The organism is Lactobacillus sp. ESL0703, assembly GCF_029433435.1.
Classification (GTDB): Bacteria; Bacillota; Bacilli; order Lactobacillales; family Lactobacillaceae; genus Lactobacillus.
In genome coordinates, this window is sequence record NZ_JAQTIB010000002.1 from 205,071 (window position 1) to 230,654 (window position 25,584).

A 25,584-nucleotide genomic window follows, 5' to 3' on the forward strand; every position below is an offset into this window, starting at 1 on the left:
AAAATAACTATAAGGAGGACAATAATTTGCCTGAAACGACAAATCAAAGTTGGAGATTGCCAACTGCCAAGAAGTACCGCAATTGGTCGAAAGCTAAGCTGCAGGAATGGGTTAATTCGCCGGAATTAAGCAGGTACTTAGTTGAGGCTGCCGATTATCAGATAGATGGCAACACACTTGCTATCTACCAATTTCAAAAAAAGCCGCTGCTGGGGAAGTATAAGAGTGTAATCTTTGACTGCCAAAGAGGAATTGTCTTATGCAAAAGCAGCAGTCGCTCGTTGATTAACGCCTTTGCCCAGAACAACTTATTGGGTGGGTTAGAGTTTCAGCGGGAGTTTGCCAATCGGCTTGAACAAAAGGCACGTTATGTAATTGCGACCGGCAAACGAGCGTACTTTTCCATGCATGGTTACACGACTGGGGATACTGATTGGGTAGCCCTGCACCAGATGGCTGACTTTCATCCGCTTGGCAAGTCAGCCATTGTCTTTGATACTGTGATGTGCAACCAGTTGACCTATACTTTTGCCTTCACTGGCTGCACGCGCTACATTAGTGCGCAGGTGTACCGCGGACTATACTACAATCATGCGCTGTACAAATTAGGTAGTAATCACTTGGAAGCGTCCCTTGGCTGGCAGGTGCGGCGCACTCGTGGCAAGTCGCTGCTTGACCAACGGGCATACTTTCACCCGCATCCGACGTTAACGAAGTTGTCACTTAGAGACATTTATCAGGATATCTTGAATAAAAGTCACGCACGTTATGGGCGGTATTTAGCCAGTCTGCTTGAACAGCCGATGGTTCAAGACGATCATCACACTGTTTACATTTTGAGTAGACGGCCAAATACGCTATTTTAATGTACTAACACGAATCACTTGATTCGTGTTTTTTTATAACTTTTTTCACCCAAAGGTATAGGGGAGTTAGATAATAGCGCTGCATTAGTTGTGAACTTTTAATAATTCTAACGTTACATTCATCAATTGATATCGCTTACTTAGTTTGCTTTTTAATCATAGCTGGGTCTTGCTAATCTAATAGTGCACAAGCGCTTGTGACAATATCGAAATTGAGGAAATGTCACACATGAAGATTAGTAAACAAGCTTTCTTAGCTGCATGGAAGAATCAAAGATTAGTTCGGGGCGCATTAAAAGCCGCCCACGTTAGACAGGACTATACTAATTATGAAGACCTATTGCAGGAAGGAATTTGCGTCTACGCCCAAATGTTAGACCAAAAGGGAGAATTATCTCAAGAAGAGGTTGATCGGCGGAGTTTTCGCAAGATTATCTGGCACACGCTTGACCAATTGCGTAAGGAGCAGAGGACTGCTGAGCGGCAGGCTGATTTTGAACAAGCACAAAATCTGGGCATGATGAATAATTGGGACAACTATCTGATTTTAGAAAAAGAAGTCATGCAGATGTCGGAATTAGAGCGACTGTTATTTTTTCATAATCTAATTGCCGGCGAGCCAATTAGTGCCTTAGCTCAAGAGGCATGCGTCACGCGTGTTCAACTGCAACGGGTTAAGCGTCAGTTGCTAATGCACTTGCGTCAAGTTTTAGACGCACAGATTACTAATTTGTAATAAAATAGTGAACAATATTACTTTTTGACTACAATTAAATGGAAAGTATTGTTTAGTTAGGGTTTGCCCGATACAATAAAGGTATCGATTAAGGAGGACACATACTTTATGAAAAATAAACTAATCACTGGTTTTGCTGCCGCGGCTTTATTATCATCAGCCGTTATACCAGTTACCAACAACTTAATTGCTGCTTCTCCAGCTAAGGCGAAGAAGGTTAATGCGGCTACAGACAGCCAAAGTGCGTTTTTGAATACTGCTGCAAGTCAAGCACAAAAAGTAGCGAAGAAGTACGGCTTGTACCCTTCAGTTATGATTGCGCAGGCAATCACAGAGTCTAACTGGGGCCAATCAGGTTTGGCAGTTAACGCCAATAACCTATTCGGGATGAAGGCCGACGACAGTTGGACCGGCGATGTCTACACCAGTAAGACACGTGAAGTCGATAAGAACGGTAAAAGTTATTACATCACTGCTAAATTTAGAAAATATTCGAGCTATCAAGGTTCATTTGATGATAATGGCATGAAGTTGCGTGAAGGTGTCAGTTGGCAGCCAGATCGCTATCAAGGTACTTGGCTTGAAAATGCGTCTAGTTATGGCGATGCAACTAAGGCCTTAACTGGCACTTATGCTACTGATCCTAATTACAACACAACTTTGAACCGGCAAATTACAACTTATAATTTGACCCAATACGACCCGAAGATTTCCCATGCCAATGCTTCTTACACGGTTAAGAAGTCAACCGCGACCTATGCTTGGCCAACCGACCATTCGGTTTCTGCTAAGACTGACTCAGTTAACAAGGGCGATAATGTCACTGTTACCAAGACCATTACTTTTTATAATGGTAAGAAGAGAATGTACGTTGCTGGCAAAGGCTGGGTTAACGGTGGCAACTTAAATCTCGGTAGTGCTTTACCGCCAGCTTCTCAAGCACCAAAGGGTGAAACCAAAGTCAATAAGACATTGATGCACAATGCTTATGTTTATACTGACAAGTTGACCCGGGTTAAGGGAATGAAGGCTCTTAAGGCTGGTACTGAAGGCAAGGTCATTGCTACTTACGGCACCAAGACAATTAACGGCAAGAAGTATTACCGTATTGGCGATACCCAGTATATTGCTGCGGGCAACATTGACGGTACAATGCGCGTGTTGAAGCATAATGCTTATGTTTACAATGACTATGGCAACCGTGATAATAGCAATAAGGAAAAGAAGGGTACAACTGTAGCTACTTATGGTTCAACCTATACGATTGCTGGGCAGAAGTATTACCGTATTGGCATTCACCAGTATGTCAAAGCCGGTAATTTTAATTAATTGTAAGCAATAATAAGGAATGAAATTTCAGATGAAGATAAAGAAACTAATAACTACTGCCCTTATCGGCGTAGGTTTAGTTGCGCCTGTTTTTGGAATGAGTCAAAGTGAGACCGCACAAGCTGCCTCGATTAATTCACTGGCTAAGCAGAATAGTTATGTGGGTGTGACCTACCTCCACACGATGCTCAAGACAGAGGGGATTAAGTATAACAAGTTTTATGCTAATGGTAATAAAATCAAGTACCGTAATGGCAAGCCTGAAGGGATAGTCATCCATGAGACGGCGACACCTAACGCGACTGCTTATAACGAAGCCATTTACTTTAATCGTGAATGGATGAATATGTACGCTTATGTTCATGCCTTTGTTGACCACAAGCAAGTTATCCAGATGATGACTCCTAAGTACGGTGTCTGGGGTGCTGGTGCGATTGCCAACAGCCGCTTTTTCCAGATTGAATTAGCCGAGGAAAATACGCGGGATAACTTTGCTAAGAGTGTGAACAATGATGCGATCTACGCGGCGAAGATTTTACACCGATATGATTTAAAGCCGAGTAATGCAACTAATTGCGGTAAGGGAACAATCTGGTCGCACCATGCTGTGTCTAAATATCTGGGCGGCACCAATCATACGGATCCCGATGGCTACTTTGCTAAGTGGGGTTACTCAATGGATGATTTTTACTCCTTAGTTAAGTACTACTACAATCTGCAGGGTGCGGATAGTGATGCTGATCTTGATGCAGTACCGGTATCTGATGATCCTGATACTACAACTGATACAACTGCAGTTTCACAAGCACCAACGGGTAACCAGACTTTGATGCACGATGCCTATACTTATAACGAACAGGGGCAGAGGACTTCGGCAGCCTTGAAGACTGCTGGCACTAAGGTAACCGTTGCTAAGACTAAGACAATTAACGGCAAGAAGTACCTGCAGATTGGTACGGATGAATATGTGGTTGCCAGCAACATTATTGGCAAGAAGCGGACGTTAAGTCACAATGCTTATGTTTATGACACGGTTGGTAAAAAGACGACTAGTCCTAAACTTTACCGTGGCAATCGTGTGCGTACGTACGGCGGCCGAGTTACGATTAATGGCATGATTTACTACCAAATTAATACTAGTGAATTTGTGAAAGCCGCAAATTTTAAGTAGAAAAAAATCACTTTAGGAATTTCCTAAGGTGATTTTTTAGTTAGTATTAAATTGTAACGGCGTTAATTGCTTTGTGAGTTTATAATGTAAATAAATTTAAACTACTGAATGAAGTGAAAAAATGAAATCAAAGCAAAAATTATTACTGGTTGAAGATTACTCGGCAATTGGCGGTATTTCTACAACTACGGCAATTAGTGTCATGAGTGCATTGGGGATTAAGTATGGCAGTCTGCAGACACAGATTTTGTCAACGCAGACTGAAGGCTTTGGCAAGCCGCAAATGGTAGATTTGGCGGGCTTTTTGCCGCAAGCATTGGCTCATTGGGAGAAAATTCCAGATCTAAATTTTGCGACATTATTAACCGGATATCTTGGCAGCCAGAGAACATGTCAGCTCTTGGTTGAAAATATCCGCAAGGGCAATTTTAAGCAGATAATTGTTGATCCAGTGCTAGGGGATAATGGCAAGTTGTACCCTGAATTAACTTTAGAAGATATAGCAGCGATGAGGCAGTTAGTGGCGACTGCAACGGTGATTACGCCGAACTTGACGGAACTTGGTTTATTGTCTGGTTTTAGAAAAGTGACTACTAGTAATGCAGACTTAGTGCAGGCCATGAAGACAGTAATTAGTCGGGCTAATCCTGATTTGCAAGTGGTAGTAACCGGCATTCGGCGCGGTAAGCAGATTGGCTGCTGCTATCTTGAGCAGGGGCAGCTGCAATATAGTAGTCAAGAATATTTTGCTGGGCATTTTTATGGTGCGGGTGATTTATTCGCGGCGAGTTTGGCAGGTTTACTTAATTTGGGCTTCACTTTACCTAGGGCAATTGAAATAGCAACTACGGCAACGCATTTGGCAATCGCGGCTAATAAGACGAGCAAGCAGGAAGAATTGCGGTATGGGATGGACATCAGTTCAGCTTTAGCATATTTAATTAAGCAAACTATGCCAAAATAAAACATCTAGTTAGCCGATTGGTGGTTAACTAGATGTTTGTTATTGGGCTGATTTAACGGCGTTAGCCAGGACGTCCATGACAGTCATGCTGTGGTTATATAGTTCGTTAGCAGTAGTGACGTCATGATTATCAATAATGTTGACAAAGTCGGTGAATTCACTCGCCATTCTGTGATCGAACTTGTTTAAGTTAACACGCTTGGTTTCCCCTGTGCGCAATTCAACGGTGAAACTATCAATTACGCCGGTGGAACCATCAAAGTAGATAGAGCCTTTTTCACCTTCAATAAAGGAACGTGGGGTTGCGTAACAGTCCTTGGCTGCGACCAGAGTTGCCTGTTTGTCCGCATATGTTAGGTTCAAAATGCCAGAAGTGTCAATTCCCTGTTGCATAACTGGGCAATATTGAACGTGGTCGGGCTTACCGAATAAGCCGACGGCGAGGTGAATGTTATAAATATTCAGATCCTTCAAGGTGCCGCCATCCTTAGCGGGATCAAAGACCGGTTCAATGATCCCTTTTAAGAAATTATCATAGCGGCTTGAATATTGGGTGTAATTGAGCGACACAATGTGAACTGGGCCAATTTTAGGCAGAACGCGCTTGATTGCCTTGTAGTTAGGGAGGTGAATGTTAGTAATTGCTTCAACGATAATTACATGATGTGTATCCGCAATTTGCTTGAGTTCATGAGCTTGAGCTGCTGTTGCCATGTATGGCTTCTCGCAAATCACATTTTTCCCAGCTTCAAGCGCCTGCTTAACGACTTCATAATGCAGGGAATTAGGGACTGCCACGTAAACGGTATCGACGTTAGGATCATTACAGAGCTGGGCGTTATTAGTAAAGACCTTCTTGATGCCATATTGCTGGGCTAAATCTTGTGCAATCTGCCTACTTCGCTGAGTAGTTGAAATTGCAGTTAGTTCTAAGTGGTCAATTTTGTTTGCGGTTGTTAAAAAGTCATGGACAATTTTGCCGCTGCCGACAATTCCTAATTTCATAGATAAGCCTCCATCTAAAACCTGGTTTTAACTACTTTTATGTTAACATAATTCAATTTGGACAATAAAAAAAGATGTCGCTTGTTTGCGGCATCTTTTTTTATTGTTAATTAATCCTTAGGAGCTGGTGTAGCAGAATTGACAATCTCGCTAGGGACAGCTAAGTCACTGTGCTTGCCAAACTCTGACATGTTCATGCTCAAAGTAACAGACATTTTCTTAGTCAAGCTTACTTTGGTAGAAACTAGGTAATTAGTTAACTTGTCGTTAGATGTGGTCATCTTAACGCTAATGTTGCTCAGCTTCACCTTTTTCAGAGATTTTATTTCTTTTTTGCTCAATTTTGCATCCTTAGCGATTGCAAGAAGGAACTTATTGAGCCACTTTTGGTCGGTAACTTTGCCGCTAACGGTGTAAGAGTCACCAGAGTGGGTTAACTTAGCTTTCTTAGCTAGTTTCTTGTAAAAAGTAGGAGAGGGTTTATCTTGGGTTGTGTCATTAAAGGAAGCTTGGTCTTCCTTAGACATGTCTTCTTTGAGCCATTTTTTACCGTCTAAGCTATAAATCTTGCCACTGCCGCTGTCCATCCAGGCTTCTACATTACCTGACATGGCCTTACTGTTGGCAATTACGTGGACAACTGTTGGCTTGTTTCCCATTGTCATTGCGATATTAAACTTGATTTGCTTTTTACCTGCTTTGAGACCCAACTTAATCGTTGCTTGCGCATCATCAGCCTTAGATAAATCGTTCTCGGTAACTTTAATGACATCAGCTTTGCTGGTGCTGGCAGCAACAGGTTGGGTTGCGCTAGCGCCGAGAGTGCCAAGACCAATAGCGGCTAATAAAGTTATGACAGCTTTTTTAAATTTCATGATTTTACCTCATATTAGTTTGATATTTACTAACACTATTCTATATATATAATTGCATTATACAGATTATTATTTGGATAAGCAACTGTTAATTTATAATTGATTAAAACTGTCGTCACATTAAAAAAGACCACTTCTATTAAAGAAAGTAGTCTAAATAAATTATTTTTTAGGTAAAGGTTTTGCGCCTAGAGCATTGCTTGGTAGTTTCAGGAAGTCTTGTTTGCCCATGTTGCCATAGCTTTGGCTAACACTCAGTTTCATTACCTTGTCTAAATTAATGTTAACAAGGTAATTGAAAGAGTACAATTTGCCATTTTTGACCACTAATTTAACGGTCATATCCTGGAACTTGCCGGCTTTTTCAAGTTTCTGATAGGCTTTTAACTGCTTGGGACTTTGAGTATCGGTTGTAAAGACCGGGGCAACAGCCTTTTGCATAACTTTGGGGTCAGTGATTGTGGCTGTTAATTTGTAAGTATTGCCGCTGCGCGTCATTTTATAACTCTTAGTTAAGGCAGCTGGCGGATCCATTAGCATCTCGTTGTTAAAGACCGCGTCAACTAGGTCGGCATAAGAGTGGCCGGTGGTAGTAGCGAGGTTGGCCTTGTACCAGGAACTTTGACCGTTGAAGTAGAGGTGGTTCATGTTGTCAGCCCACTGCTCTGAAGTCTGGTTCTTGCCCTTGACCTGCGTTTGGTAATTAATGTGGAAGATAGTTGGCTTGCCGCCAAAGACGGCATTAGTAACGACAACTTGTTTAGATGTGTCATTACCCAAAGTGACATTTTGCTTAACTTGACCACTTTTGAACGTTTTTTGTGAGGCGTTAATTACCTGAGTTTTAGTTAGGATCGGCTCACTAGTTTTTTGTTTTTTAGAACAGCCGCCGACAATTAAGGCTGCGGCAAGGCTAAGACCAATGATTATTTTTTTGAATTTCATAGTATGTGAACATGCTCTTTTCTGATAATAATTAATTACTCCTATTGTATCGTAAAATCGTTAGCTAAAAAATGATTTTTGATAGTAAACCCTATGAAAATAAAAACGAAATGTGTAAAATAGTAAGTGAAACATTTAATTTGCAAAGGAGATATTTCATGTCGAAATTAGTTTTAATCCGTCACGGACAAAGTGAATGGAACCTTGAAAATAAATTTACTGGCTGGGTTGATGTTGACCTATCAGAAAAAGGTGTCGAAGAAGCAAAAAATGCGGGTAAATTGATTAAAGAAGCTGGTCTGCAATTTGACCAAGCATATACCTCAGTTTTAACTCGTGCAATCAAGACCCTGCACTATGCTTTGGCAGAAAGCGATCAACTCTGGGTTCCAGAAACTAAGTCTTGGCGGCTTAACGAACGTCATTACGGCGGTTTACAAGGCTTAAACAAGAAGGCAACTGCTGAAAAATACGGCGATGAACAAGTGCACATTTGGCGTCGGTCATACGATGTTTTGCCACCAAAGCTTGAAGATGATTCAGAATTCAGTCAAGTACATGACCGTCGTTATGCTGATCTTGACCCGAACATTATTCCACGGACTGAGAACTTGAAGGTCTGCCTTGGCAGAGTTATGCCTTTCTGGGAAGACCACATTGCGCCAGACTTGTTGGCTGGTAAGAATGTCATTATTGCAGCTCACGGTAACTCATTGCGTGCTTTGACTAAGTACATCGAAAACATTTCTGATGCTGACATTATGGACTTGGAAATGAAGACTGGTGAACCAGTTGTTTACACCTTCGATGACAAGTTGAATGTCACCAACAAGGAAAAATTGGATTAATTAGTTAGTCCTAATTAAAAGAACCACCTCGTAATAGAGGTGGTTCTTTTTTGTTTATTTAAAAATTATTAACCTTGTAAGCGTGGATGCTTCTTACTTCGATTGGACACATAATTAATTACGGCAATTATTGCTAGGCATAAGTCGCCACAGGCACAGATAATCATGACGTTGCACGGGTCATTGCTGCCCATCATTTGGTTAATGCCGTTGACAATTTTGGGCGATAGCACCGTACCGATATTCAAGGCAATCATTAAAATGGATTGTCCCATTGTTGCCGTATCACTGTTAGTTAGAAGTGCCATCCAATTGTAAATGAATGGCAGACAGAAGCTGTTGCCAATGCCCATAATTAACAAGGCACAGATTAGTATGACAATGTTATTTGCTTGTGAAATAGCAAAGTAACCTATCATAACTAGCAAGAACCCAATCGGGAAAATAATTTTACCGACATGTTTCATCATATAGCCAAATAGTGAAGCAGTGGTCATTGTTGCGATTTGAACAATTCCCGCAACTAGCGCAGCCGTGCTCGCAGAACCAATCTGCTTCTGAATGATTAACCGCGGCATGGTAAAGTTGATCGGCATGTAGAACACCAAAGTTGCTAGCATAAAGAAGCAAATCAATGCCATTTCACTAGTGAATTTAAACTTGGTCTTACTTCTTTCTTTCTGGGTTGTTTTTTGTGGATCATCAATGCTGACAAAAAGGCTAAACAATACAATTGGCAAGATGGGGATTAGGTAAACCAAGAAGGCTTGATGCCAGCCCCACGCAACGAGACTGCCAACTGTGAATGACCCAAGAGCACTACCTAAAGTCTGGACTGTATTTTGGTAACCCATCATGTGCGCCATGGTATTTTTATCTGTCCGATATAATTGAACAATTAAGCTGGTGCATAGCGGCATGAAAATTCCGAACGCTAAGCCTACGATAATTCTGGCTATTAGGATTACTTGGTAAGAATTACTGAAGAAGGGGATAATCCCCAAAACAACAATTCCAGTCAGTCCAATTAAGATAGTTTTCTTTTGACCAATCCAGCGAATAAGGAAAGGGCAGAACAGAATTCCCAAAATTTTGGCCAGGTTAGGAATGGTTGATAAAGTATCAATCTGCTCTTTGGAGACGCCTGGAAAATGCATTAACGGCAGAGCCGGCGAGATAGTTGGCGCCAGCATAACTGCTAGTGAAATTGATAAAACGGAAATCTTAAACATAATGCTGTTGTGCGAAATGTTTTTCATGATTTTTCTCCGAAGTCAGTTGCTTCTAGTTGGTGGCAATGTATTTTTGGGCAGCGGCAGCGGCAATTGCGCCATCACTGGCAGAAGTTAGAACTTGGCTGAGGTATCGTTTGCGCGTGTCACCCGCTGCGAAAATCCCTTGATCGCCAACGCTCATGTCTTCTTTAGCATGCATATAACCTTGATCGTCTAGTTCAACAATGTCTTTGACAATTGCAGTAGCGGGCATCATTCCAAGGAAGAAGAAGACACCATCACAAGGCAAATCAGTTTCTTTACCAGTTGTTAGGTTCCTAACCTTTAGTCCCTCAACATTCATGTCGCCGTGGACATCCTCAACTTCGGTATTCCAAATAAAATGCATCTTAGGTTCTTTATCAGCACGCTCTTGATTGGCCTTACTGCAAGTCAGATGACCTTCAGGCCGATTAACAATTACGTCAACTTCGCTGGCGAATTTGCAAATTAATAGTCCCTCGCTGATGGCTTCGTTATTATCGCCGACAACGGCAACTTTTTGATCTTGGTAAAAGTCAGCATCACAAGTTGCGCAGTAGGACACGCCCATCCCAGTAAATTCTTCTTCACCGGGGATACCTAATACTCGTGGTGTCATACCCGTTGCAACAATTAAAGTCTTGGCTCTGTAATCAACTTTGCGGGTGTGGACTATTTTATAACCATCTTGAATTTTAATTGATTTCGGTGATTGCATCTTGATTACAGCACCAAACTTTTCGGCATGGGCTCGCATTTTAGCGATTAAATCTGCGCCAGATGATTCTAAAATACCGGGATAAGTAGTAATTTTTGTAATTTGATTAGCACGGCCGCCAACTTCATCTTTTTCGAGAATTATTGTCTTTAAGCCGTAGCGTGCACTGAATAAGCCAGCGGATAATCCCGCTGGACCAGCACCTAAAATGAGTACATCGTAATCTTCCATAAGCTGTTCTCCTTAGTTGTTAATTAATTTATTCACATTATCTATGATTTATAATATAACTTTTCAAAAGCATCATAGTATAGCGCTTTCTTATATGGTATAAGTTTTACGTATACCCAAAAGTAAGCGCTTTTGTATTAAACTTTAATTGTGAAAAAAATAATAATGTTACAAAGGAGTATTCATTATGAAAACTATTAACTCTGAATTTTTTGATGAAGTTGTCGAAGATGATGGTCAAAAATGCTTAATTTTATTTTCGCGGAAGACCTGCCCAGTATGCCAAAAGGTTCATCCAAAGGTAGAAGACTTAGAAGATGAATTTTCAGAGATTCCATTTTACAACGTTGATGTTGAAGAGAGCCCAGAATTGCAGGCAAAATTGCGCTTAAAGGGTGTGCCCCACGTTATTTTGTTTGACGATGGTGAGCCAGTTAAGCGGCTTAGCGGCAATCATTCTGAAGATGATTATGCAGATATGCTTTCATAATTGATTAAGTAAAAGGAGAACAAAATGGGAAGAAGTATTTATCCAACAGGGACTGTTAGATACAATCCAGACAAGGCATGGAGCGGCTATACATTGTTTAATGCCGCTGGTGTAGGTGCTGTTTTAATTGATATGTCTGGTAAGGTTGTTCACGAATGGAAAGATTTTCAGGGCTTTCCCAACAAGATGGTTCCTGGTGGCAAGATTTTTGGTTCATTAAGATGTCGTGATCGTTATGCGGCTTATCAGGATTATGCTGATCTGACAGAAGTTGACTGGGATGGGAAAAAAGTTTGGAGCTTTGACCATAACCAAGAAGTTGAAGATGAAGATTCAGGTAAGGCTTGGGTTGCTCGTCAGCACCATGATTATCAAATTGAAGGTAATCCAGTTGGTTATTATGTTCCAGGACAAGATGCGAAGGAAGACTTTAATAAAGTTCTTTTGCTAACCCATAATAACGTTAAGAAGCGTAAGGTTTCTCCACAATTATTGCTTGAAGATGTTTTGCTCGAAGTTGACCGTGAAGGTAAAGAACTATGGTCATGGCACATTATGGATCACTTCCGTGAATTTCATTTGACTAATATTGAAAAGAACGCGATGTTCCGTGATCCAAACACACAGCAGAGTGGTGAACATGGTGAAGGTGATATTTTCCACGTTAACTGTGCCAGCTATTTAGGACCTAACCATTGGTTTGATGAGGGTGATGAACGGTTTAATCCGAATAACATTATTATGGATTCTCGGGAAGCAAATATTATGTGGATTGTTGACCATGAAAGCGGTAAAATTGTTTGGCAAATTGGTCCAGATTATACAACCAGCCTGGCACTGCGGTTACTTGGTCCGTTAGTCGGAATGCACCATTCACACATGATTCCTAAAGGACTACCCGGTGCCGGCAATATTATGGTCTTTAATAATGGTGGCTGGGCCGGTTATGGTTTGCCTGACCAGACTTCAAAGACAGGAATGAAGACAACGAGAGTTGATACTTCAAGAGTAATCGAATTTAATCCAACTACATTAGAAGTTGTTTGGTCATTTGGTACTACTGACTTTGATAGCAAGACACCATTCCATGGACATCATTTCTATTCCCCATTAGTTAGTGATGCACAACGTTTACCAAATGGTAATACTCTAATTGATGAAGGTACTGAAGGTCGTTTCTTGGAAGTCACACCAGATAAAGAAGTTGTTTGGGAATATGTTTATCCTTATGTTGGGGATTACTTAGTATATCGTGCTTATCGAGTTCCTTATGAATGGGTACCGCAATTGACTAAGGAAGAACCTAAGGCAATTACGCCGCCAAAGATTGCTGATTTTCAAGTTCCTGGTGCTGCTGATCCTAACTTCAAAGAAGATGTGACAGTTTCAGTTGATGGTGCTGCTGGTTATGGTGAGGGTGCTGCATTTTGCGTTGATAAACTTTGATTAGGAGCTAAACATGAAACTCGTCCAATTACAATACTTTCTAAAAGTTGCTGAATGTCATTCAATTTCTAAAGCAAGCTGTGAACTATTTATTTCGCAGCCAGCATTAAGTGAATCAATTAAATCATTTGAAAGTGAAATGGGATCTCAGATTTTTGAACGTACGCGTAAGGGCGTGAAATTAACTCCTAAGGGTAAGGAAGTTTACCATATTGTGCAAAGAATTCAGCGTGATGTGGAAGAACTGCAGCGGTTTGCGATTAATAATGAAGACATTAAAGCTGTAAATTTGGCTGTTGTACCAATGGTTTCTGGAACGACTTTCTTGCAAATCATTAACGAAATTTATCAGCAGTTTCCTAAGTTGGAAATTTCACCAGAAGAATTACGACCGCGGGAATTATTGCAGCACTTACGTGATGGCAAGGTTGATATTGCCTTGTGCAGTAAGCGCAGAGATGACGAAGCCTTGTTTAATACAATCATTGCCGAAATGCATTTGCAACACAAAAAGCTAGTTGATGTTCCGCTGCGAGTTTATGCAGCTAAGGATAGTCAGCTGGCTAAAAAGGCAGCTATTGGTGAAAAGGACGTTGAAGGCTTGACCTGCTTTGTTCTCAATGATTATAAAAATTGGGCAGGGCACGAGCGCCAATATGTATTATCAAGTCGTGACATTATTTTTAATGCTGTGGCCCACAATCGTGGATATACAGTAATGCCAGAGACAGCATCAATTGGCAATAATTATTTTAGTTCTGGTCAAATCTGTACGGTTCCGTTAAAAGAAGAAACAACTGTTCCGCTTGAAATAATTTATCCAGCCAAAAATAATGTTACAAGTTTGGATGAAAAAATTTGCTCAATCATTGAGAAGGCAGTTCTTGATAATTACTAAAATTCAATAACATGTAAGGACCTAATTCTGAATTGTATTGAATTAGGTCCTTATTTCTGCCTAGCATAAATGGCAATAGGGAAAAATTTGTTAGTTGATGACTATTTTTTGAAAGGAAGGAAGCTTATGGATGAAGGCAAAAGTTTGCCGGCTTTGTCAAGTTATCGGTGGGTTATCTTAGCAGTTTTGTCATTGATGACAATGACTAGTAGTTATGTTCAATTTCAGATTTCTGCTTTAGCAATTAGGATTATCCCACAATTGCAAATTACACCAGCGCAATTTTCTAGTTTACTGATGGCACCAATGCTGGTGGCCGTATTTTTGAGTATCCCTGGTGGCACTTTGGGTGATAAATTTGGCCCTAAGAAAGTTGTTGCGACTGGGTTTGTTGTGTCAATTATTGGAGCTTTTGGTCGGCTCTATGCTCATAGCTATGGCACCATGATGCTCGCTTTGTTAATGTTTGGCGTCTACATGTCTTTAGGTAACGCCAACTCAACCAAAATTTTAGGTACCTGGTTCAAGCAAGATACAGGAATTGCAATGGGAATTTGGTTTGCATGCGGTACGGTCGGAACAACACTGTCACAGATTACCGGTGCATATTTTCCAACAGTTCAATCTGCTTACATGTTTTCTTCAGTATTACTTGTTGTGATTGCCTGCTTGTGGCTAATTTTAGTTAAAGATACGCCAAAGGGCGAAGTAATGCCCAAACATGAGTCAGTTACGAAGTACTTTGGTGTTGCTGCAAGAAGCAAGCGCGTTTGGCTGCTATGTATTTGCGGCGGGATTGTTAGTGCTGCTTCAATGTCCTTTATTGGAACACTGCCACAGATTTTAGTTAATGCTAAGGGGGTTAACCCAAGATTAGCAGGGGTCATGACTTCATGTGCTTCAATTGGGGCCTTGTTTGGTTCGATGGTTGGACCAGCAATTATTCGTAAACTGCACAGGGCAAAGCCATTCATGCTGTTTGCGGTTATTTTGTCAGGGATTATGATTTTCATGAACACCCAATTACCGGGCAGCCTGATTATGATGGCCAACTTAGCCATTGGCGGCTTATTTGGTTCAATGACTGGTCCAGTGCTAAAGGGAATGACGATTCAATTACCAGAAATTGGTCAAAAATATGCCGGTAGTGCTGGTGGTATTGGTGGAACTGTTTCAATGTTATTGTCTTATGTTGTACCAGTTTCAATTTCTGCGATTGCTGGTCACAATCCAGTAATGACTATTGGTTTACAGGCATTATTACATGTCAGTGCGGTTATCTTTATTTTGCTATTGCCAGATGCAAACCACGTTAAATAATTAATTGAAGAAAAGAGATATTTATGGATGAAAGAAAACTTCCGGCTTTATCAAGCTATCGCTGGGTAATTTTGGGCATAATTGCACTAATGGATATGATTAGTAATTATACGCAATTTCAGATTTCTGCTTTAGCCACACAAATTATGCCGGCTTTACATATTTCGCCTGCGCAATTTTCTAGTTTATTAATGGCACCGATGCTGGTAGCTGTATTTTTAAGTATTCCTAGCGGGATGCTGGCAGATAAATTTGGGGCAAAAAAGATTGTTACAATTGGGTGTATTGTCTCAGTAATTGGTGCTTATGGTCGTTTGTTTGCTCATAACTTCATTACAATGATGCTGATGCTCATGATGTTTGGTATCTACATGGCACTATTGAATGCAAATACCATCAAGATTTTTAGTACTTGGTTCAAGCAAGACACTAATGTTGCAATGGGGATTTTCTTCGCCTCAGCTAGTGTGGGAATTACGCTTTCGCAATTGACTAGTTCACTATTTGCAAGTGTCAGTGCTGCCTACATTTTTTCATCAACTGTTTTGTTAATTTTGACAGTTCTGTGGATTATCTTTGTTAAAGATACGCCTAAAGGTGAGCCGGTTCCTAAGTCAGAACCAGTTACTAAGTACTTGCGAGTAGTTATCAAAAGTAAGAAGACTTGGCTGGTCGGCATCTCTGGCGGGATTGGTTCTGCTGCAACGATGTCCTTTACTGGAATTTTGCCGCAAGCGTTAATTAACGGGAAAGGAATCGCAATTGCTTCAGCTGGTGCAATTGCATCTGTTGCAACAATTGGTAGTTTGATTGGTTCACTAGTAGCTCCTGCTGTGACACATCATCTAAATCGGGCCAAGCCATACATGGTCTTAACTAGAATAGTTGCTGGTATTTCGATTTTTGCTACTTGGTTTACACCGGCTGGCGGTTTAATGATGGCTAACTTGGTAATTGGTGGGTTATTTGGCGCAGCAAACGGCCCGTTAATGCAAGGGATGGTTGCTGAATTTCCAGAAATTGGTCCTAAATATGCTGGTAGTGCCGGCGGATTAGTCGGGACTATGCAACTGCTATTGTCGTATGTTCTTACCGTTGTGATTTCCGCAATTGCTGGGCAAAATTACTTAGTAACTTTTGCCATTCAAGCCATTTTAACTGCATCCACAATGATCTTAATTATGATTTTGCCAGATGCAAATCATGTGCGTGATTAAATAATTTTAAGTCGCTGAGCTAAGGTTCAGCGACTTTTTTAATTAGATTGATGTGAAATAACTCACATTAAATGTATAATAAAAGTAGCTATATATTGAAATGGGATGATCAAAAATGAACTTTACTCAATTACGTTGTTTTATTAAAGCTGTTGATAATTCTAGTTTTACCATTGCTGCTGAGCGTCTTAATTTTTCCCAGTCAGCTGTATCCAAGAATATTAAGGACTTAGAAAATACAATTGGTGTGACGCTGATTAATCGGGCGCACCATCGGATTTCTTTGACCAATGCTGGCAAGTATTTTTATCATGTTGCACGCAATGTCGTTGATGACATGGATTATACAGTCGCGTATTTGCAGAGCCAAAAAAATGATGCTGGCACGCTGCTTCGAATTGGCGTGTGTGATACACCGCTTGAACAGCAGGTTTTACCTATTTTTTTAAGAAAATTGCGGGCAGTTAACAGTAATATTAACGTGCAGTTTGTTTTTGTTTTGAATAATTCGATTGGCGAATTACTGAATCACCATGTGGATCTTTGTGCAATTGCGCGTGATGATGTTGAAATTGTTGAAGACGTGCAATTTGAGCCTCTGATTCGCGGCCACTTCGTTGTTGCTTGCCCGTCAAACTCACCATTAGCACAGAAAGAACAATTAACGTTAAAGGATTTGCAAGATAAGGATATTTTTTTACTTGATCCGAATAGTTCGCTTAATGTTCAGGTTAAATTTCAAAATTCGTTGGTCAATAATGTTGGCATGAAACGAATTAAGTTTGTTCAAGACTTCTTGAGTATGGGGGTATATGTTCGTGCTGGTTGGGGGTATGGCGTTTTACCTAACTTCATTGCCGATTATCAAGCTAACGGCGTGACATACGTTCCATTTGATTATCATGAAATTTCTCCTTACGGTATTGCCTATATGGAATCTTTTGCCAATGAAACAGTTCTTAAGCAAGTAATTGCAATTTTGCGAGAGTCAATTGCGGAATTTTTGCCAAATAAAAAATAAAAAAGTCAAAATTTTCATGTTATTTAATGAGCTTTAGTATCAGCGATAAAGCGTTGCTGATACTAAGGCTTTTTAAGTACTATTTTCTTTTTGAAATGTTCTCTATTCCATTTAGTAATCCTGAATTCCGAAATTGGTGCAGAATTTCACTTAATTCATAGTATTATGAAAGCGGTTAGAGGATTTCTTTTTTATAAAAGTGAGGGATAAAAAATGAAAGATACCTATGACGTAATTGTTGCTGGTGCTAGCAATGCTGGTGCGATGGCAGCCATGGCCGCTGCTGAAAAAGGCGCCAAAGTTTTATTAGTTGATAAGATGGGAAGTTCAAGATTTTTGTTCCGGTCATTCTTTGCTGCTTTGGACAGTAATGCACAAAGAAGAGCAGGAATTAAAGTTGATAAAGCTAAGTTAATGAATTTCTTAACTTTGTTCTATCAAGATAATGTTGATGAACGCCTATTATGGACTTGGGCTAATCATACTGATGAAACAGCAAACTGGCTTGAAGACAATATTTTGAAGCCAAACGGTGGTGTATTGAAGCCGCAATCAGATGCTTATTACGAAACCATTGTTAACACAGCCTTCAATACTGAATTAGCAATTGCCACACCCGATAATGATTGGGCACATTACGGTGACTGGATGATTGATAAGGTGAAGGAATTAGGCGTAACGCTTAAGTACAATACCAAGTTAGAGGAATTAGTTACTGATGACAGTGGTAAGGTAACGGGCATTATTACTAGTGATCGTGATTCAGGTGAAAAGACTGAATACGCTGCTACTAAGGGTGTCATTATTTGTACCGGTGGTTACGGTGCCAATGTTGAATTGATGAAGAAGTGGGATCCACTAGGCTATAAGAAGAATGTTTATTCTGATGGTCCACGTGACGATGGTTCAGGTATCTTGGCCGGACTAAAAGTTGGTGCTGCTCGTGATGAAGAACCAGCTGAAATTATTTTTGACCGTGGTGCTGTTCCAGTTGGTACTAATGCTGAAGATCATTATGTCATTGATTTTAAGGATCCAGGTTACTTCTGGATGGGTGCATACCCGATGCTGAAGGTTAACCTAAATGGTGAACGTTTTGGTAACGAAAGTGTACCTTACCAATTTGACATTAATGCAATGGCTAAGCAGCCAGGATACTTGGAAGCACAAATTTGGTCTGAAGATGCAATGGACCACATGGCTCAATTTAGAACCCAAGGTTGTTCACGTTTAGGCTTCCCAGGTATTTATAACACTGAAGAAAATAAGGCTGAAGTTCAACGGCGGATTGATGATGGCATGGTTAAGAAGGCTGATACAATTGAAGAATTAGCCGAAATGTTGAACCTGCCAAAAGAACAGTTGGTTGCTACTGTTAATGAATATAACAAGATGTGCGACCAAGGAGAAGACACTGACTTTGGTAAAGAGAAGTTTAGATTATTCCCAGTTGAACATGGTCCATACTACGGCGTTATTATGGGCGGCCGGCTGCTGGCAACGCTTGATGGCTTAAGAATTAATACCAAGATGGAAGTTATCGATAAGATGGGCAAGCCAATTCCGCATCTTTATGCAGCAGGAAACTGTAGTGGTGGCTTCTTCTGGGGTAGTTATCCAGATAGAGTTCCTGGTCTTACCTGCAGCCACGCACAAACATTTGGCCGGTTAGCAGGACAATATGCTGCGGAAAATTAAGTCATAAATTAGGGGAGTTTTAATTATTATGGAACAAAAACAATTACCGAAGCTTTCTAACTATCGGTGGGTGATTTTGGCAATTGCTGCATTGCTAGATATGATTAGTAATTACGTCCAATTCCAAATTTCATCATTAGCTACGCAAATTATGCCAGCATTGCATATTACAATGCCGCAATTTCAAAGTTTATTAATGGCACCAATGCTAATTGCCGTTTTCCTCAGTATTCCTGCAGGATCCTTAGCAGATAAATTTGGTGCTAAGAAAATCGTCACAGTTGGATTAGTCGTATCAGTTATTGGTGCGTTTGGTCGTCTGTGGGCTAATAACTTCATCACAATGATGATTATGCTGATGATGTTTGGGGTATATATGGCACTTTTAAATGCTAATACTCTAAAGATCTTTGGTATTTGGTTTAAGCAAGATACTAACATGGCAATGGGGATTTTCTTTGCCTCAGCCAGTGTAGGAATTATGTTATCTCAAATTACGGGACCAATGTTTCCTAGTGTTCAAGCAGCTTATATCTTTTCATCAATTGTTTTGCTTGTTTTAGGTGTTTGCTGGGTATTATTTGTTAAAGATACACCTAAGGGTGAAGAAATTCCTAAGCAAGAAATGCAAGCAGATCAAGCTGCATCTTCATGGAGTTTCTTTAAAGAAGCTGCCAAAAGCAAGAAGACCTGGATTGTTGCTCTTTGTGTAGGTTGTGGTATGGGTGCTAGTGAAGCCTTCTCCGGAATTTTGCCACAAGCATTTGCTGCAAGAGGAATGAGTCCACAACAAGCTGGTACCATTGCCGCTATTGCGACTGTTGGTAGTATGTTTGGTAGTGCCTTTGGTCCAGCAATTATTAATAAGCCTAAGAACGCTAAACCATTAATGATTGGGATTACTGTTTTAGGTGGTATTTCAATGGCTATTAGTTGGTATGTTCCTTTAGGAGTAGTTCTGACAATTAACTTAGTTATCGGTGGTCTGCTTGGTGCCATGACTGGTCCAATTATGCAGGCAATGCCAATTACTTTCCCAGAAATTGGACCTAAGTATGCTGGTTCAGCCGGTGGGTTAGTTGGTACTGTTTCACTGCTTTTATCATACTGTGTACCAATCATTATTTCGATGATTGCTGGTAAGAGTTACTTAACGACCTTTATTATTCAAGGACTTGTTTTTGCTTTGACTGCTATTTTTATGGCAATTCTACCAAATCCAAATGCAGGTCGTCATCGTTAAGTTATTAATTAAGAAGGATATACTATGACGCAAAAAATTACGACAAAACCGGGAAAATATACCGGCTCAGGTCAAGGTAAGGAAAGCATCATCAACGTTGAGGTTGACGTTAATGAAGACAAGATTAATAGTGTTAAAGCACTGAATAATTTTGCTCCAGATAGTTTAGCAGATAATGCCTTTAAGAAAATGGCCGACAAAATTGTGAAAAATCAATCGGTTGATGTTGATGTTGTTTCGGGAGCTTCTGAAACTTCACGGGGAATTATTGCTGGGGTTAAGGATGCTTTAACTAAGGCTGATGTTGACTTTGCTGCTTTAAAAGAAAATGGCACGCAAAATGCTAGTTCTGATAAAGAAGTAATTGATGTCGATGTTGCTGTTGTGGGTGCTGGCTCTGCTGGTGCTGCTGCAGCACTTGCTGCTAAACAAGAAGGGGCAAGTGTTGCCCTTCTTGAGAAGACAATTTCGCCACTTGGTGCGGGTACATTTGCCGGTGGGATGTTTGCCGCTGATAGTCAACAGCAAAAGGATTCTGATCAAGTTGTTTCTAAGAAATGGCTATATGACGAGTACATGGACGCCTCACAGGGTTATATGAACTCAATCTTAGTTCGTAGAATTATTGATGAATCTGGTAAGACAGTTGACTGGCTGAACGAAAACGGTGCCATTATGAAGTTGGTTGACGCCGGTACTGGTGGTAGTTATGACCATATTGGGATGCCTGCAACTTTGCACGGCTATCAAGAAGGTGGTACCAAGGCAATTACCAAGCTGATTGAAAAATTCGAATCAATTGGCGGCAAGATGTACTTTGGCTTCGCTGCTAAGAAATTGTTACAAGATGATGGCGCAGTTACTGGTGTTGTTGCTCAAGGTGATGATAGCACTTTAGAAGTACATGCTAAAAAGGTGATTATTGCTACCGGTGGTTTTGGTGGTAATCCAGAAATGCGTAAAGAATACTTGGGTGATGTCAGCACACAAGGTCAAGTTTTGCAAAATACCGGTGACGGTTTGAACATGGCTTGGGATGCTGGTACTGCTCACCATATTAATGGTTCAACCCACTACTTCTGGCAAACATTCAGTAATGAAGATATTGGTGCAATGGCTAAGATTGTTGGACCGGGTTGGATGCCACTCAATGCTTTAGCTGACTTCCCGAACTTGCGCGTTAATAATCGGGGTCAACGTTACGCTAGTGAAACTCATGCTTTGGACTTTGCTGTTCATGGTGCCGAATTATCTGAACAGCCAAAACAAACTGAATATGTTGTTCTAGATCAAGCAATGTTGGATAAGATCAAGGAAGGCGGTACAGTTGCGATTGAAGATCACTATGGGAAATGGAAAAACCATCGTGAATTCTACATGGAATTTAACTATCCAACTGATACTGAAGAAAACATTAAGCGTGAGCATGAGAAGACAGATTTCACTGCTTTATTAAATCAACTTGAATCAACAAATGTTGTCTTTATTGGCGATACAATTGAAGAATTGGCCAATAAGATGGGTGTTGATTCTGATAACTTGCAGAAGTCTGTTGCCCAATACAACAATGCCAAGAAGACCGGTGAAGATGACCTATTCTTCTCTGATACTGACAGAATGATTCCAGTTGAAAACGGCCCATTCTACGCAGTTAAGTTTATTGCCCGTAACTTGGGAACACTTGGTGGTGCAACGATTGATGAAAAGATGCACGCTTTAACACCAGAAGGTGAACCTGTTCCTAATCTTTATGTTACTGGTGCTGATGCATCAGGGATGTATGGTAAGGCTTATGTTGACTTTGAAGGTGGAACATTAGGCTTTGCGTACATTTCAGGTCGGTTAGCCGGAATTGATGCCGCTGAAACTGCAAAAGCCAGCAAATAATTAATTTAAAAACATGTATGAATTGAAGAAATTTTGATTTATACGTGTTTTTTACTAGAGAGGGAAAATTATGACAGAAGAAAAATATGATGTTGTCATTGTTGGTGCCGGTCTTGCTGGCTTTGCTGCAGCTGCAGAAGCCGTTGATAACAACTTGAAGACTTTATTAGTAGAAAAAGGCAAGACTACTGGTGGTACTGGTAACTATGTTGAAGGTGTATTTGCTGCCGATTCCGAACTGCAGAAGAAGGACAATGCCGTCATTGACAAGAAGGAACTGCTTGAAGAAGAACTGAACTATTCTCACTACAAGGGTGACGGCAGAATGTGGCAACGCTACATTGATAATGCTGGTAAGAATGTTTCTTGGCTGCAAGACCGCGGCGTTAAGTTCTGGATGGTTGTCAATATGGGAACCAGCGTTAGAACGTGGCATTTGTTTGAAGGCAAGGGTCATGATGCGATCCATCAGGGATTAGAACCGTATGCTACTAAGAAGGGACTAATTATTAAAACCCTAACTAAGGTAACTGATTTGACACCTCAAGATGACCAGAGTTACGATGTGACCTTAACAATGGTGGAAGATGGCACTACTGAAGTGGTTAACGCTAAAAACGTGGTTTTGGCATCAGGTGGTTACTTGAACGATTCAGAATTATTTGGCAAGACACCACACCAAAATCCAGATAATGTAATTCCAGTTAATTCAGGTAAGAGTACTGGGGATGGACTGCGCTTAGCATGGAAATTGGGAGCTAAGAAGTACTTTACTGGAATGTCAATGATGTTTGGCGGTCAATTAAAGGATAAAACTGTTCCTGCCTTTAAGTTATGGGGAACGGCAATGTGGAGTTCAGTCTGCGACCAACCACAAATGTGGGTTAATGAACTAGGCGAACGCTTTGTTAATGAGGCTGCCTGTGTTGTTAACTGGGCAAATGAAGGCAATGCAATGAACCGCCAAGACCGCGTCTTCTGTATCTTTAGTCAATCAATCTTAGATGACTTTACTGACAAGGCGTATCCACGTTCAATGAAGCCAATGGTTCCAGAAGATAGATACCCAACTTTGCGTGATGACATTGAAAAGGCTGAAAAGGATGGCCGTAAATTCTTGCATAAGGCTGCTACGATTGAAGACTTAGCTGCAGAAATTGACACACCAAATTTGCCAGCTTACGTTAAGCACTACAATGAAATGGCCGCAAAGGGTGAAGATGTTGACTTCCATAAGCCTGCTAAGTATATGTTGCCAGTTGCTGGTGACGGACCATTTTATGCAATTGAATTAGGGGTTGGTGCCTACACCACTGGTGATGGGTTACGTGTGAACATTAATAACGAAGTTTTAGATACCAAGGGCAGACCGATCACGGGTCTATATGCAATTGGTAGTGATGGGTCAGCAGTTTTATACGGTGATACCTACGGTGTTAATGTTCCGGGTACTCATGCTGGCTACTGCATTTTCTCAGGAAGAAATGCAATTCAGGCAATTGCTGATAAGAATTAAATAAAATATTTGGGAACAAAATAGAGTAGCTAACTGCTACTCTATTTTTATAATTAAAATTGATGGTTAATAATTAATGTATATAGCCAATCATAAACTTGATGAGAAAATGTTGGTGCTAATAATAGAACTAAGCCACCTAATAAAGCTAAACTGCCAATTGACAAAGTTAAATATTTTAAAGTTTGGTTGGTAGCAGCTAAGACTGCGATAGCGATTAAGCCGCCACCAATAATTAGGCTGCTAACCATGAGAATAAAGCCCATTATAAGCCTCCTGATACATTTATATATTGTTAGTTTAATTATAAAACATTATTAGGCTTTCTGAAATAATTAAGCTAACTTAAATTTCTTGAAAAGCACGGGCAATTTCACGTGTTTGTTCTGGACCTGTGGTGCAGCAGCCACCGATTAAATGTGCCCCTGCCTTGTACCATTTTTTGGTGCTTTGATAAAAATCGATGATGTATGGAATTTTTAACCAAGTTTTAGAAAAAGGGTCGTAAGAATAACCTTGATTAGGATAGACAACGATGTCCTTATTGGTTAATTGGTGGATCGTCTTGATTGTTGGTGTAACAAGGACAGGCTTAACGCAATTGATACCAACTGCAAAAACTTGCTGGAACTCGTTAATTGCCGGGATAACTTTCTTTAAGCTAGTACCATCACTAATTCTGGTTGTGTCATGCAGTGTAAAGCTGACATAAACAGGCATTTGGGGATCATGCTTGGCTAGCCAAGTTAAAATTGCGATTACTTCTGTTAATTTAGGTTGCGTTTCAATTGCTAGACAATCTGGCTGCTGCGCGATGACTGTTTCTAAGCGAGGTAAATGAAAGTCAAGGTATTCGTTAGTTGTGAGCTGATAGTCTCCGCGGTATTCGCTGCCGTCTGCTAAATAGGCACCATAAGAACCGATGGAACCAGCGACAAAATTGTGTTTGCCGGTCTTTGATTCATAATCATCACGGGCTTTTTTGGCAATTTTAACGGCATTTGCAATAAGGTTTATGGCTTCCTGCTCAGTGTAACCAGCTTCAACGAAAGCTGGCACATTAGCTTGATAAGTGTCAGTAATAATTAATTGGGCACCAGCTTGAAGGTAGTCCCAGTGTGCTTGGTAAACAGCCTGCAGGTTATTTGTTAGAGCTGTTGCCGTCCATAAGTTATTATTTGTTGGCACACCTTGCTTTTCGAGTTCGTCAGACATTGCTCCATCTAAGATTAAGCCCTTGTTGTGCATAGTTGATAATAAATCCATTTGCGTACCTCAAATTAAATAGCATATTTAATAATAAACAAATCTTATTTTAATTATAATCTAATTATGTTGCCGAACAAAGAGGCTTTTTTAATTATTGCTAAGAAAATTTAAATTAGTCATTTTGCAAGAACTGTAGTATACTACTTAAAATAAGAGAGGTTAAAATGTCAGAAATATTCTTAAATCAATTAGGACCAAAATTTAAAATTGCTAATACTCTAATTGAGAAAGCCTTAAATAATCGCTTTGCTAGTATATTTAGTGAATATTCATTAACTGGGGCGCAGATTTCACTAATGGTTTATCTGTATGATTCTAAGGGCAGAACCATTACGCAAAAAGAAATTGCCGATACCTTTGTTTTAAGTCACCCAACAATTCGGGGAATTGTTAGACGACTAGAAAGTAATCAGCTTATTGAAACAGCCCATCTTAAGAGCGATCAACGTCAGATTGTATTAACTTTATCTGCTAAAGGGTTTAAATTGATTGATGATAATATTGCTACTATTCACCAAATTATGGCTGAAACCAATCAGCAAATAATTCAGGGGATGAATCAGCAAGATGTTGAGCAACTAAGTAGATTGTTAAATCGAATTATCTCTAACTTTTAATATCTTATTTTTATTTAT

General features: G+C 40.3%; 24 protein-coding genes. 17 read left to right on the top strand and 7 right to left on the bottom strand.

All coding sequences use genetic code 11. The annotated features are described in order from the left end of the window. Window positions 1-26: 26 nt before the first annotated feature. From PT278_RS03460 to PT278_RS03480, 5 genes are all read left to right on the top strand, one after another. Complete coding sequence (locus PT278_RS03460; RefSeq protein ID WP_277130320.1) at window positions 27-866, top strand: hypothetical protein; 840 nt, start codon at window positions 27-29, stop codon at window positions 864-866. 229 nt (window positions 867-1,095) lie between these two features. Then, entirely contained in the window at window positions 1,096-1,602 is a 507-nt protein-coding gene (locus tag PT278_RS03465) for a sigma-70 family RNA polymerase sigma factor (RefSeq protein WP_277130322.1), read from the top strand. A 108-nt stretch (window positions 1,603-1,710) separates the two neighbouring features. After that, window positions 1,711-2,931 carry a glucosaminidase domain-containing protein gene (locus PT278_RS03470; protein WP_277130323.1) on the top strand — a complete coding sequence of 407 codons (1,221 nt, stop codon included), beginning with the start codon at window positions 1,711-1,713 and terminating at the stop codon, window positions 2,929-2,931. A gap of 31 nt (window positions 2,932-2,962) precedes the next feature. Next, window positions 2,963-4,102 carry an SLAP domain-containing protein gene (locus tag PT278_RS03475; RefSeq protein ID WP_277130325.1) on the top strand — a complete coding sequence of 380 codons (1,140 nt, stop codon included), beginning with the start codon at window positions 2,963-2,965 and terminating at the stop codon, window positions 4,100-4,102. 121 nt (window positions 4,103-4,223) lie between these two features. Next, window positions 4,224-5,066, top strand: coding sequence for a PfkB family carbohydrate kinase (locus tag PT278_RS03480; RefSeq protein WP_277130326.1), 843 nt, complete (start codon window positions 4,224-4,226; stop codon window positions 5,064-5,066). A 39-nt stretch (window positions 5,067-5,105) separates the two neighbouring features. On the opposite strand, the gene PT278_RS03485 is transcribed toward PT278_RS03480, so the two are convergent. The 3 genes from PT278_RS03485 to PT278_RS03495 all read right to left on the bottom strand — a co-directional run bounded on the left by PT278_RS03485 (window position 5,106) and on the right by PT278_RS03495 (window position 7,891). Then, complete coding sequence (locus tag PT278_RS03485; RefSeq protein ID WP_277130328.1) at window positions 5,106-6,071, bottom strand: Gfo/Idh/MocA family oxidoreductase; 966 nt, start codon at window positions 6,069-6,071, stop codon at window positions 5,106-5,108. Between the two features lie 110 nt (window positions 6,072-6,181). Continuing rightward, window positions 6,182-6,946, bottom strand: a complete 765-nt coding sequence (locus PT278_RS03490; protein WP_277130329.1) for a hypothetical protein — start codon at window positions 6,944-6,946, stop codon at window positions 6,182-6,184. A 162-nt stretch (window positions 6,947-7,108) separates the two neighbouring features. Beyond that, a complete protein-coding gene (locus PT278_RS03495) occupies window positions 7,109-7,891 on the bottom strand; it encodes a hypothetical protein (RefSeq protein ID WP_277130330.1) in 783 nt (260 codons plus the stop codon). Between the two features lie 158 nt (window positions 7,892-8,049). Between PT278_RS03495 and PT278_RS03500 the strand changes: the two genes are divergently transcribed. Continuing rightward, window positions 8,050-8,739, top strand: coding sequence for a 2,3-diphosphoglycerate-dependent phosphoglycerate mutase (locus tag PT278_RS03500; RefSeq protein WP_277130331.1), 690 nt, complete (start codon window positions 8,050-8,052; stop codon window positions 8,737-8,739). A gap of 68 nt (window positions 8,740-8,807) precedes the next feature. Here the strand turns inward: PT278_RS03500 and PT278_RS03505 are convergent, their stop codons facing one another. Together PT278_RS03505 and PT278_RS03510 are read right to left on the bottom strand one after the other, a co-directional pair. Next, window positions 8,808-9,998: an MFS transporter gene (locus tag PT278_RS03505; protein ID WP_277130332.1), complete on the bottom strand. Its 1,191-nt coding sequence runs from the start codon at window positions 9,996-9,998 to the stop codon at window positions 8,808-8,810. Between the two features lie 25 nt (window positions 9,999-10,023). After that, the gene (locus PT278_RS03510; RefSeq protein ID WP_277130334.1) at window positions 10,024-10,944 is read right to left on the bottom strand and encodes an FAD-dependent oxidoreductase; all 921 of its coding nucleotides are present in this window, start codon (window positions 10,942-10,944) and stop codon (window positions 10,024-10,026) included. 187 nt (window positions 10,945-11,131) lie between these two features. On the opposite strand from PT278_RS03510, the gene PT278_RS03515 reads away from it, so the two are divergent. The 10 genes from PT278_RS03515 to PT278_RS03560 all read left to right on the top strand — a co-directional run bounded on the left by PT278_RS03515 (window position 11,132) and on the right by PT278_RS03560 (window position 23,680). After that, window positions 11,132-11,434 (top strand): thioredoxin family protein, encoded by a 303-nt coding sequence (locus PT278_RS03515; RefSeq protein WP_277130336.1) that lies wholly within the window; start codon window positions 11,132-11,134, stop codon window positions 11,432-11,434. Window positions 11,435-11,458: 24 nt separating this feature from the next. Next, entirely contained in the window at window positions 11,459-12,880 is a 1,422-nt protein-coding gene (locus PT278_RS03520) for an aryl-sulfate sulfotransferase (RefSeq protein WP_277130338.1), read from the top strand. Between the two features lie 13 nt (window positions 12,881-12,893). Beyond that, a complete protein-coding gene (locus PT278_RS03525) occupies window positions 12,894-13,778 on the top strand; it encodes a LysR family transcriptional regulator (RefSeq protein ID WP_277130340.1) in 885 nt (294 codons plus the stop codon). 126 nt (window positions 13,779-13,904) lie between these two features. After that, complete coding sequence (locus PT278_RS03530; protein WP_277130341.1) at window positions 13,905-15,098, top strand: MFS transporter; 1,194 nt, start codon at window positions 13,905-13,907, stop codon at window positions 15,096-15,098. Between the two features lie 23 nt (window positions 15,099-15,121). Then, a complete protein-coding gene (locus tag PT278_RS03535; protein WP_277130343.1) occupies window positions 15,122-16,315 on the top strand; it encodes an MFS transporter in 1,194 nt (397 codons plus the stop codon). Window positions 16,316-16,430: 115 nt separating this feature from the next. Continuing rightward, complete coding sequence (locus PT278_RS03540; RefSeq protein ID WP_277130345.1) at window positions 16,431-17,336, top strand: LysR family transcriptional regulator; 906 nt, start codon at window positions 16,431-16,433, stop codon at window positions 17,334-17,336. Window positions 17,337-17,549: 213 nt separating this feature from the next. Then, window positions 17,550-19,034 carry an FAD-binding protein gene (locus tag PT278_RS03545; protein ID WP_277130347.1) on the top strand — a complete coding sequence of 495 codons (1,485 nt, stop codon included), beginning with the start codon at window positions 17,550-17,552 and terminating at the stop codon, window positions 19,032-19,034. A 28-nt stretch (window positions 19,035-19,062) separates the two neighbouring features. Further along, a complete protein-coding gene (locus tag PT278_RS03550; RefSeq protein ID WP_277130349.1) occupies window positions 19,063-20,277 on the top strand; it encodes an MFS transporter in 1,215 nt (404 codons plus the stop codon). A gap of 24 nt (window positions 20,278-20,301) precedes the next feature. Then, window positions 20,302-22,164 carry an FAD-dependent oxidoreductase gene (locus tag PT278_RS03555; protein ID WP_277130351.1) on the top strand — a complete coding sequence of 621 codons (1,863 nt, stop codon included), beginning with the start codon at window positions 20,302-20,304 and terminating at the stop codon, window positions 22,162-22,164. A gap of 70 nt (window positions 22,165-22,234) precedes the next feature. After that, on the top strand, window positions 22,235-23,680 hold the full coding sequence (locus tag PT278_RS03560) for an FAD-dependent oxidoreductase (protein ID WP_277130353.1): 1,446 nt from the start codon (window positions 22,235-22,237) through the stop codon (window positions 23,678-23,680). Window positions 23,681-23,733: 53 nt separating this feature from the next. On the opposite strand, the gene PT278_RS03565 is transcribed toward PT278_RS03560, so the two are convergent. Both PT278_RS03565 and mmuM read right to left on the bottom strand, forming a co-directional pair. Beyond that, complete coding sequence (locus PT278_RS03565) at window positions 23,734-23,946, bottom strand: hypothetical protein (protein ID WP_277130355.1); 213 nt, start codon at window positions 23,944-23,946, stop codon at window positions 23,734-23,736. 79 nt (window positions 23,947-24,025) lie between these two features. Continuing rightward, the gene (gene mmuM / locus PT278_RS03570) at window positions 24,026-24,946 is read right to left on the bottom strand and encodes a homocysteine S-methyltransferase (RefSeq protein ID WP_277130356.1); all 921 of its coding nucleotides are present in this window, start codon (window positions 24,944-24,946) and stop codon (window positions 24,026-24,028) included. A gap of 167 nt (window positions 24,947-25,113) precedes the next feature. Here mmuM and PT278_RS03575 point away from each other — a divergent pair, with 167 nt between their 5' ends. After that, window positions 25,114-25,566 (top strand): MarR family transcriptional regulator, encoded by a 453-nt coding sequence (locus PT278_RS03575; RefSeq protein ID WP_277130358.1) that lies wholly within the window; start codon window positions 25,114-25,116, stop codon window positions 25,564-25,566. Window positions 25,567-25,584: the final 18 nt, after the last annotated feature.

Excerpts from the sequence above, each read along its gene's own strand:
- PT278_RS03465 (WP_277130322.1), top strand. The coding sequence starts at position 1,096 with ATGAAGATTAGTAAACAAGCTTTCTTAGCTGCATGGAAGAATCAAAGA.
- PT278_RS03470 (WP_277130323.1), top strand. The coding sequence starts at position 1,711 with ATGAAAAATAAACTAATCACTGGTTTTGCTGCCGCGGCTTTATTATCA.
- PT278_RS03475 (WP_277130325.1), top strand. The coding sequence starts at position 2,963 with ATGAAGATAAAGAAACTAATAACTACTGCCCTTATCGGCGTAGGTTTA.
- PT278_RS03480 (WP_277130326.1), top strand. The coding sequence starts at position 4,224 with ATGAAATCAAAGCAAAAATTATTACTGGTTGAAGATTACTCGGCAATT.
- PT278_RS03485 (WP_277130328.1), bottom strand. The coding sequence starts at position 6,071 with ATGAAATTAGGAATTGTCGGCAGCGGCAAAATTGTCCATGACTTTTTA.
- PT278_RS03490 (WP_277130329.1), bottom strand. The coding sequence starts at position 6,946 with ATGAAATTTAAAAAAGCTGTCATAACTTTATTAGCCGCTATTGGTCTT.
- PT278_RS03495 (WP_277130330.1), bottom strand. The coding sequence starts at position 7,891 with ATGAAATTCAAAAAAATAATCATTGGTCTTAGCCTTGCCGCAGCCTTA.
- PT278_RS03500 (WP_277130331.1), top strand. The coding sequence starts at position 8,050 with ATGTCGAAATTAGTTTTAATCCGTCACGGACAAAGTGAATGGAACCTT.
- PT278_RS03505 (WP_277130332.1), bottom strand. The coding sequence starts at position 9,998 with ATGAAAAACATTTCGCACAACAGCATTATGTTTAAGATTTCCGTTTTA.
- PT278_RS03510 (WP_277130334.1), bottom strand. The coding sequence starts at position 10,944 with ATGGAAGATTACGATGTACTCATTTTAGGTGCTGGTCCAGCGGGATTA.
- PT278_RS03515 (WP_277130336.1), top strand. The coding sequence starts at position 11,132 with ATGAAAACTATTAACTCTGAATTTTTTGATGAAGTTGTCGAAGATGAT.
- PT278_RS03520 (WP_277130338.1), top strand. The coding sequence starts at position 11,459 with ATGGGAAGAAGTATTTATCCAACAGGGACTGTTAGATACAATCCAGAC.
- PT278_RS03525 (WP_277130340.1), top strand. The coding sequence starts at position 12,894 with ATGAAACTCGTCCAATTACAATACTTTCTAAAAGTTGCTGAATGTCAT.
- PT278_RS03530 (WP_277130341.1), top strand. The coding sequence starts at position 13,905 with ATGGATGAAGGCAAAAGTTTGCCGGCTTTGTCAAGTTATCGGTGGGTT.
- PT278_RS03535 (WP_277130343.1), top strand. The coding sequence starts at position 15,122 with ATGGATGAAAGAAAACTTCCGGCTTTATCAAGCTATCGCTGGGTAATT.
- PT278_RS03540 (WP_277130345.1), top strand. The coding sequence starts at position 16,431 with ATGAACTTTACTCAATTACGTTGTTTTATTAAAGCTGTTGATAATTCT.
- PT278_RS03545 (WP_277130347.1), top strand. The coding sequence starts at position 17,550 with ATGAAAGATACCTATGACGTAATTGTTGCTGGTGCTAGCAATGCTGGT.
- PT278_RS03550 (WP_277130349.1), top strand. The coding sequence starts at position 19,063 with ATGGAACAAAAACAATTACCGAAGCTTTCTAACTATCGGTGGGTGATT.
- PT278_RS03555 (WP_277130351.1), top strand. The coding sequence starts at position 20,302 with ATGACGCAAAAAATTACGACAAAACCGGGAAAATATACCGGCTCAGGT.
- PT278_RS03560 (WP_277130353.1), top strand. The coding sequence starts at position 22,235 with ATGACAGAAGAAAAATATGATGTTGTCATTGTTGGTGCCGGTCTTGCT.
- PT278_RS03565 (WP_277130355.1), bottom strand. The coding sequence starts at position 23,946 with ATGGGCTTTATTCTCATGGTTAGCAGCCTAATTATTGGTGGCGGCTTA.
- mmuM (WP_277130356.1), bottom strand. The coding sequence starts at position 24,946 with ATGGATTTATTATCAACTATGCACAACAAGGGCTTAATCTTAGATGGA.
- PT278_RS03575 (WP_277130358.1), top strand. The coding sequence starts at position 25,114 with ATGTCAGAAATATTCTTAAATCAATTAGGACCAAAATTTAAAATTGCT.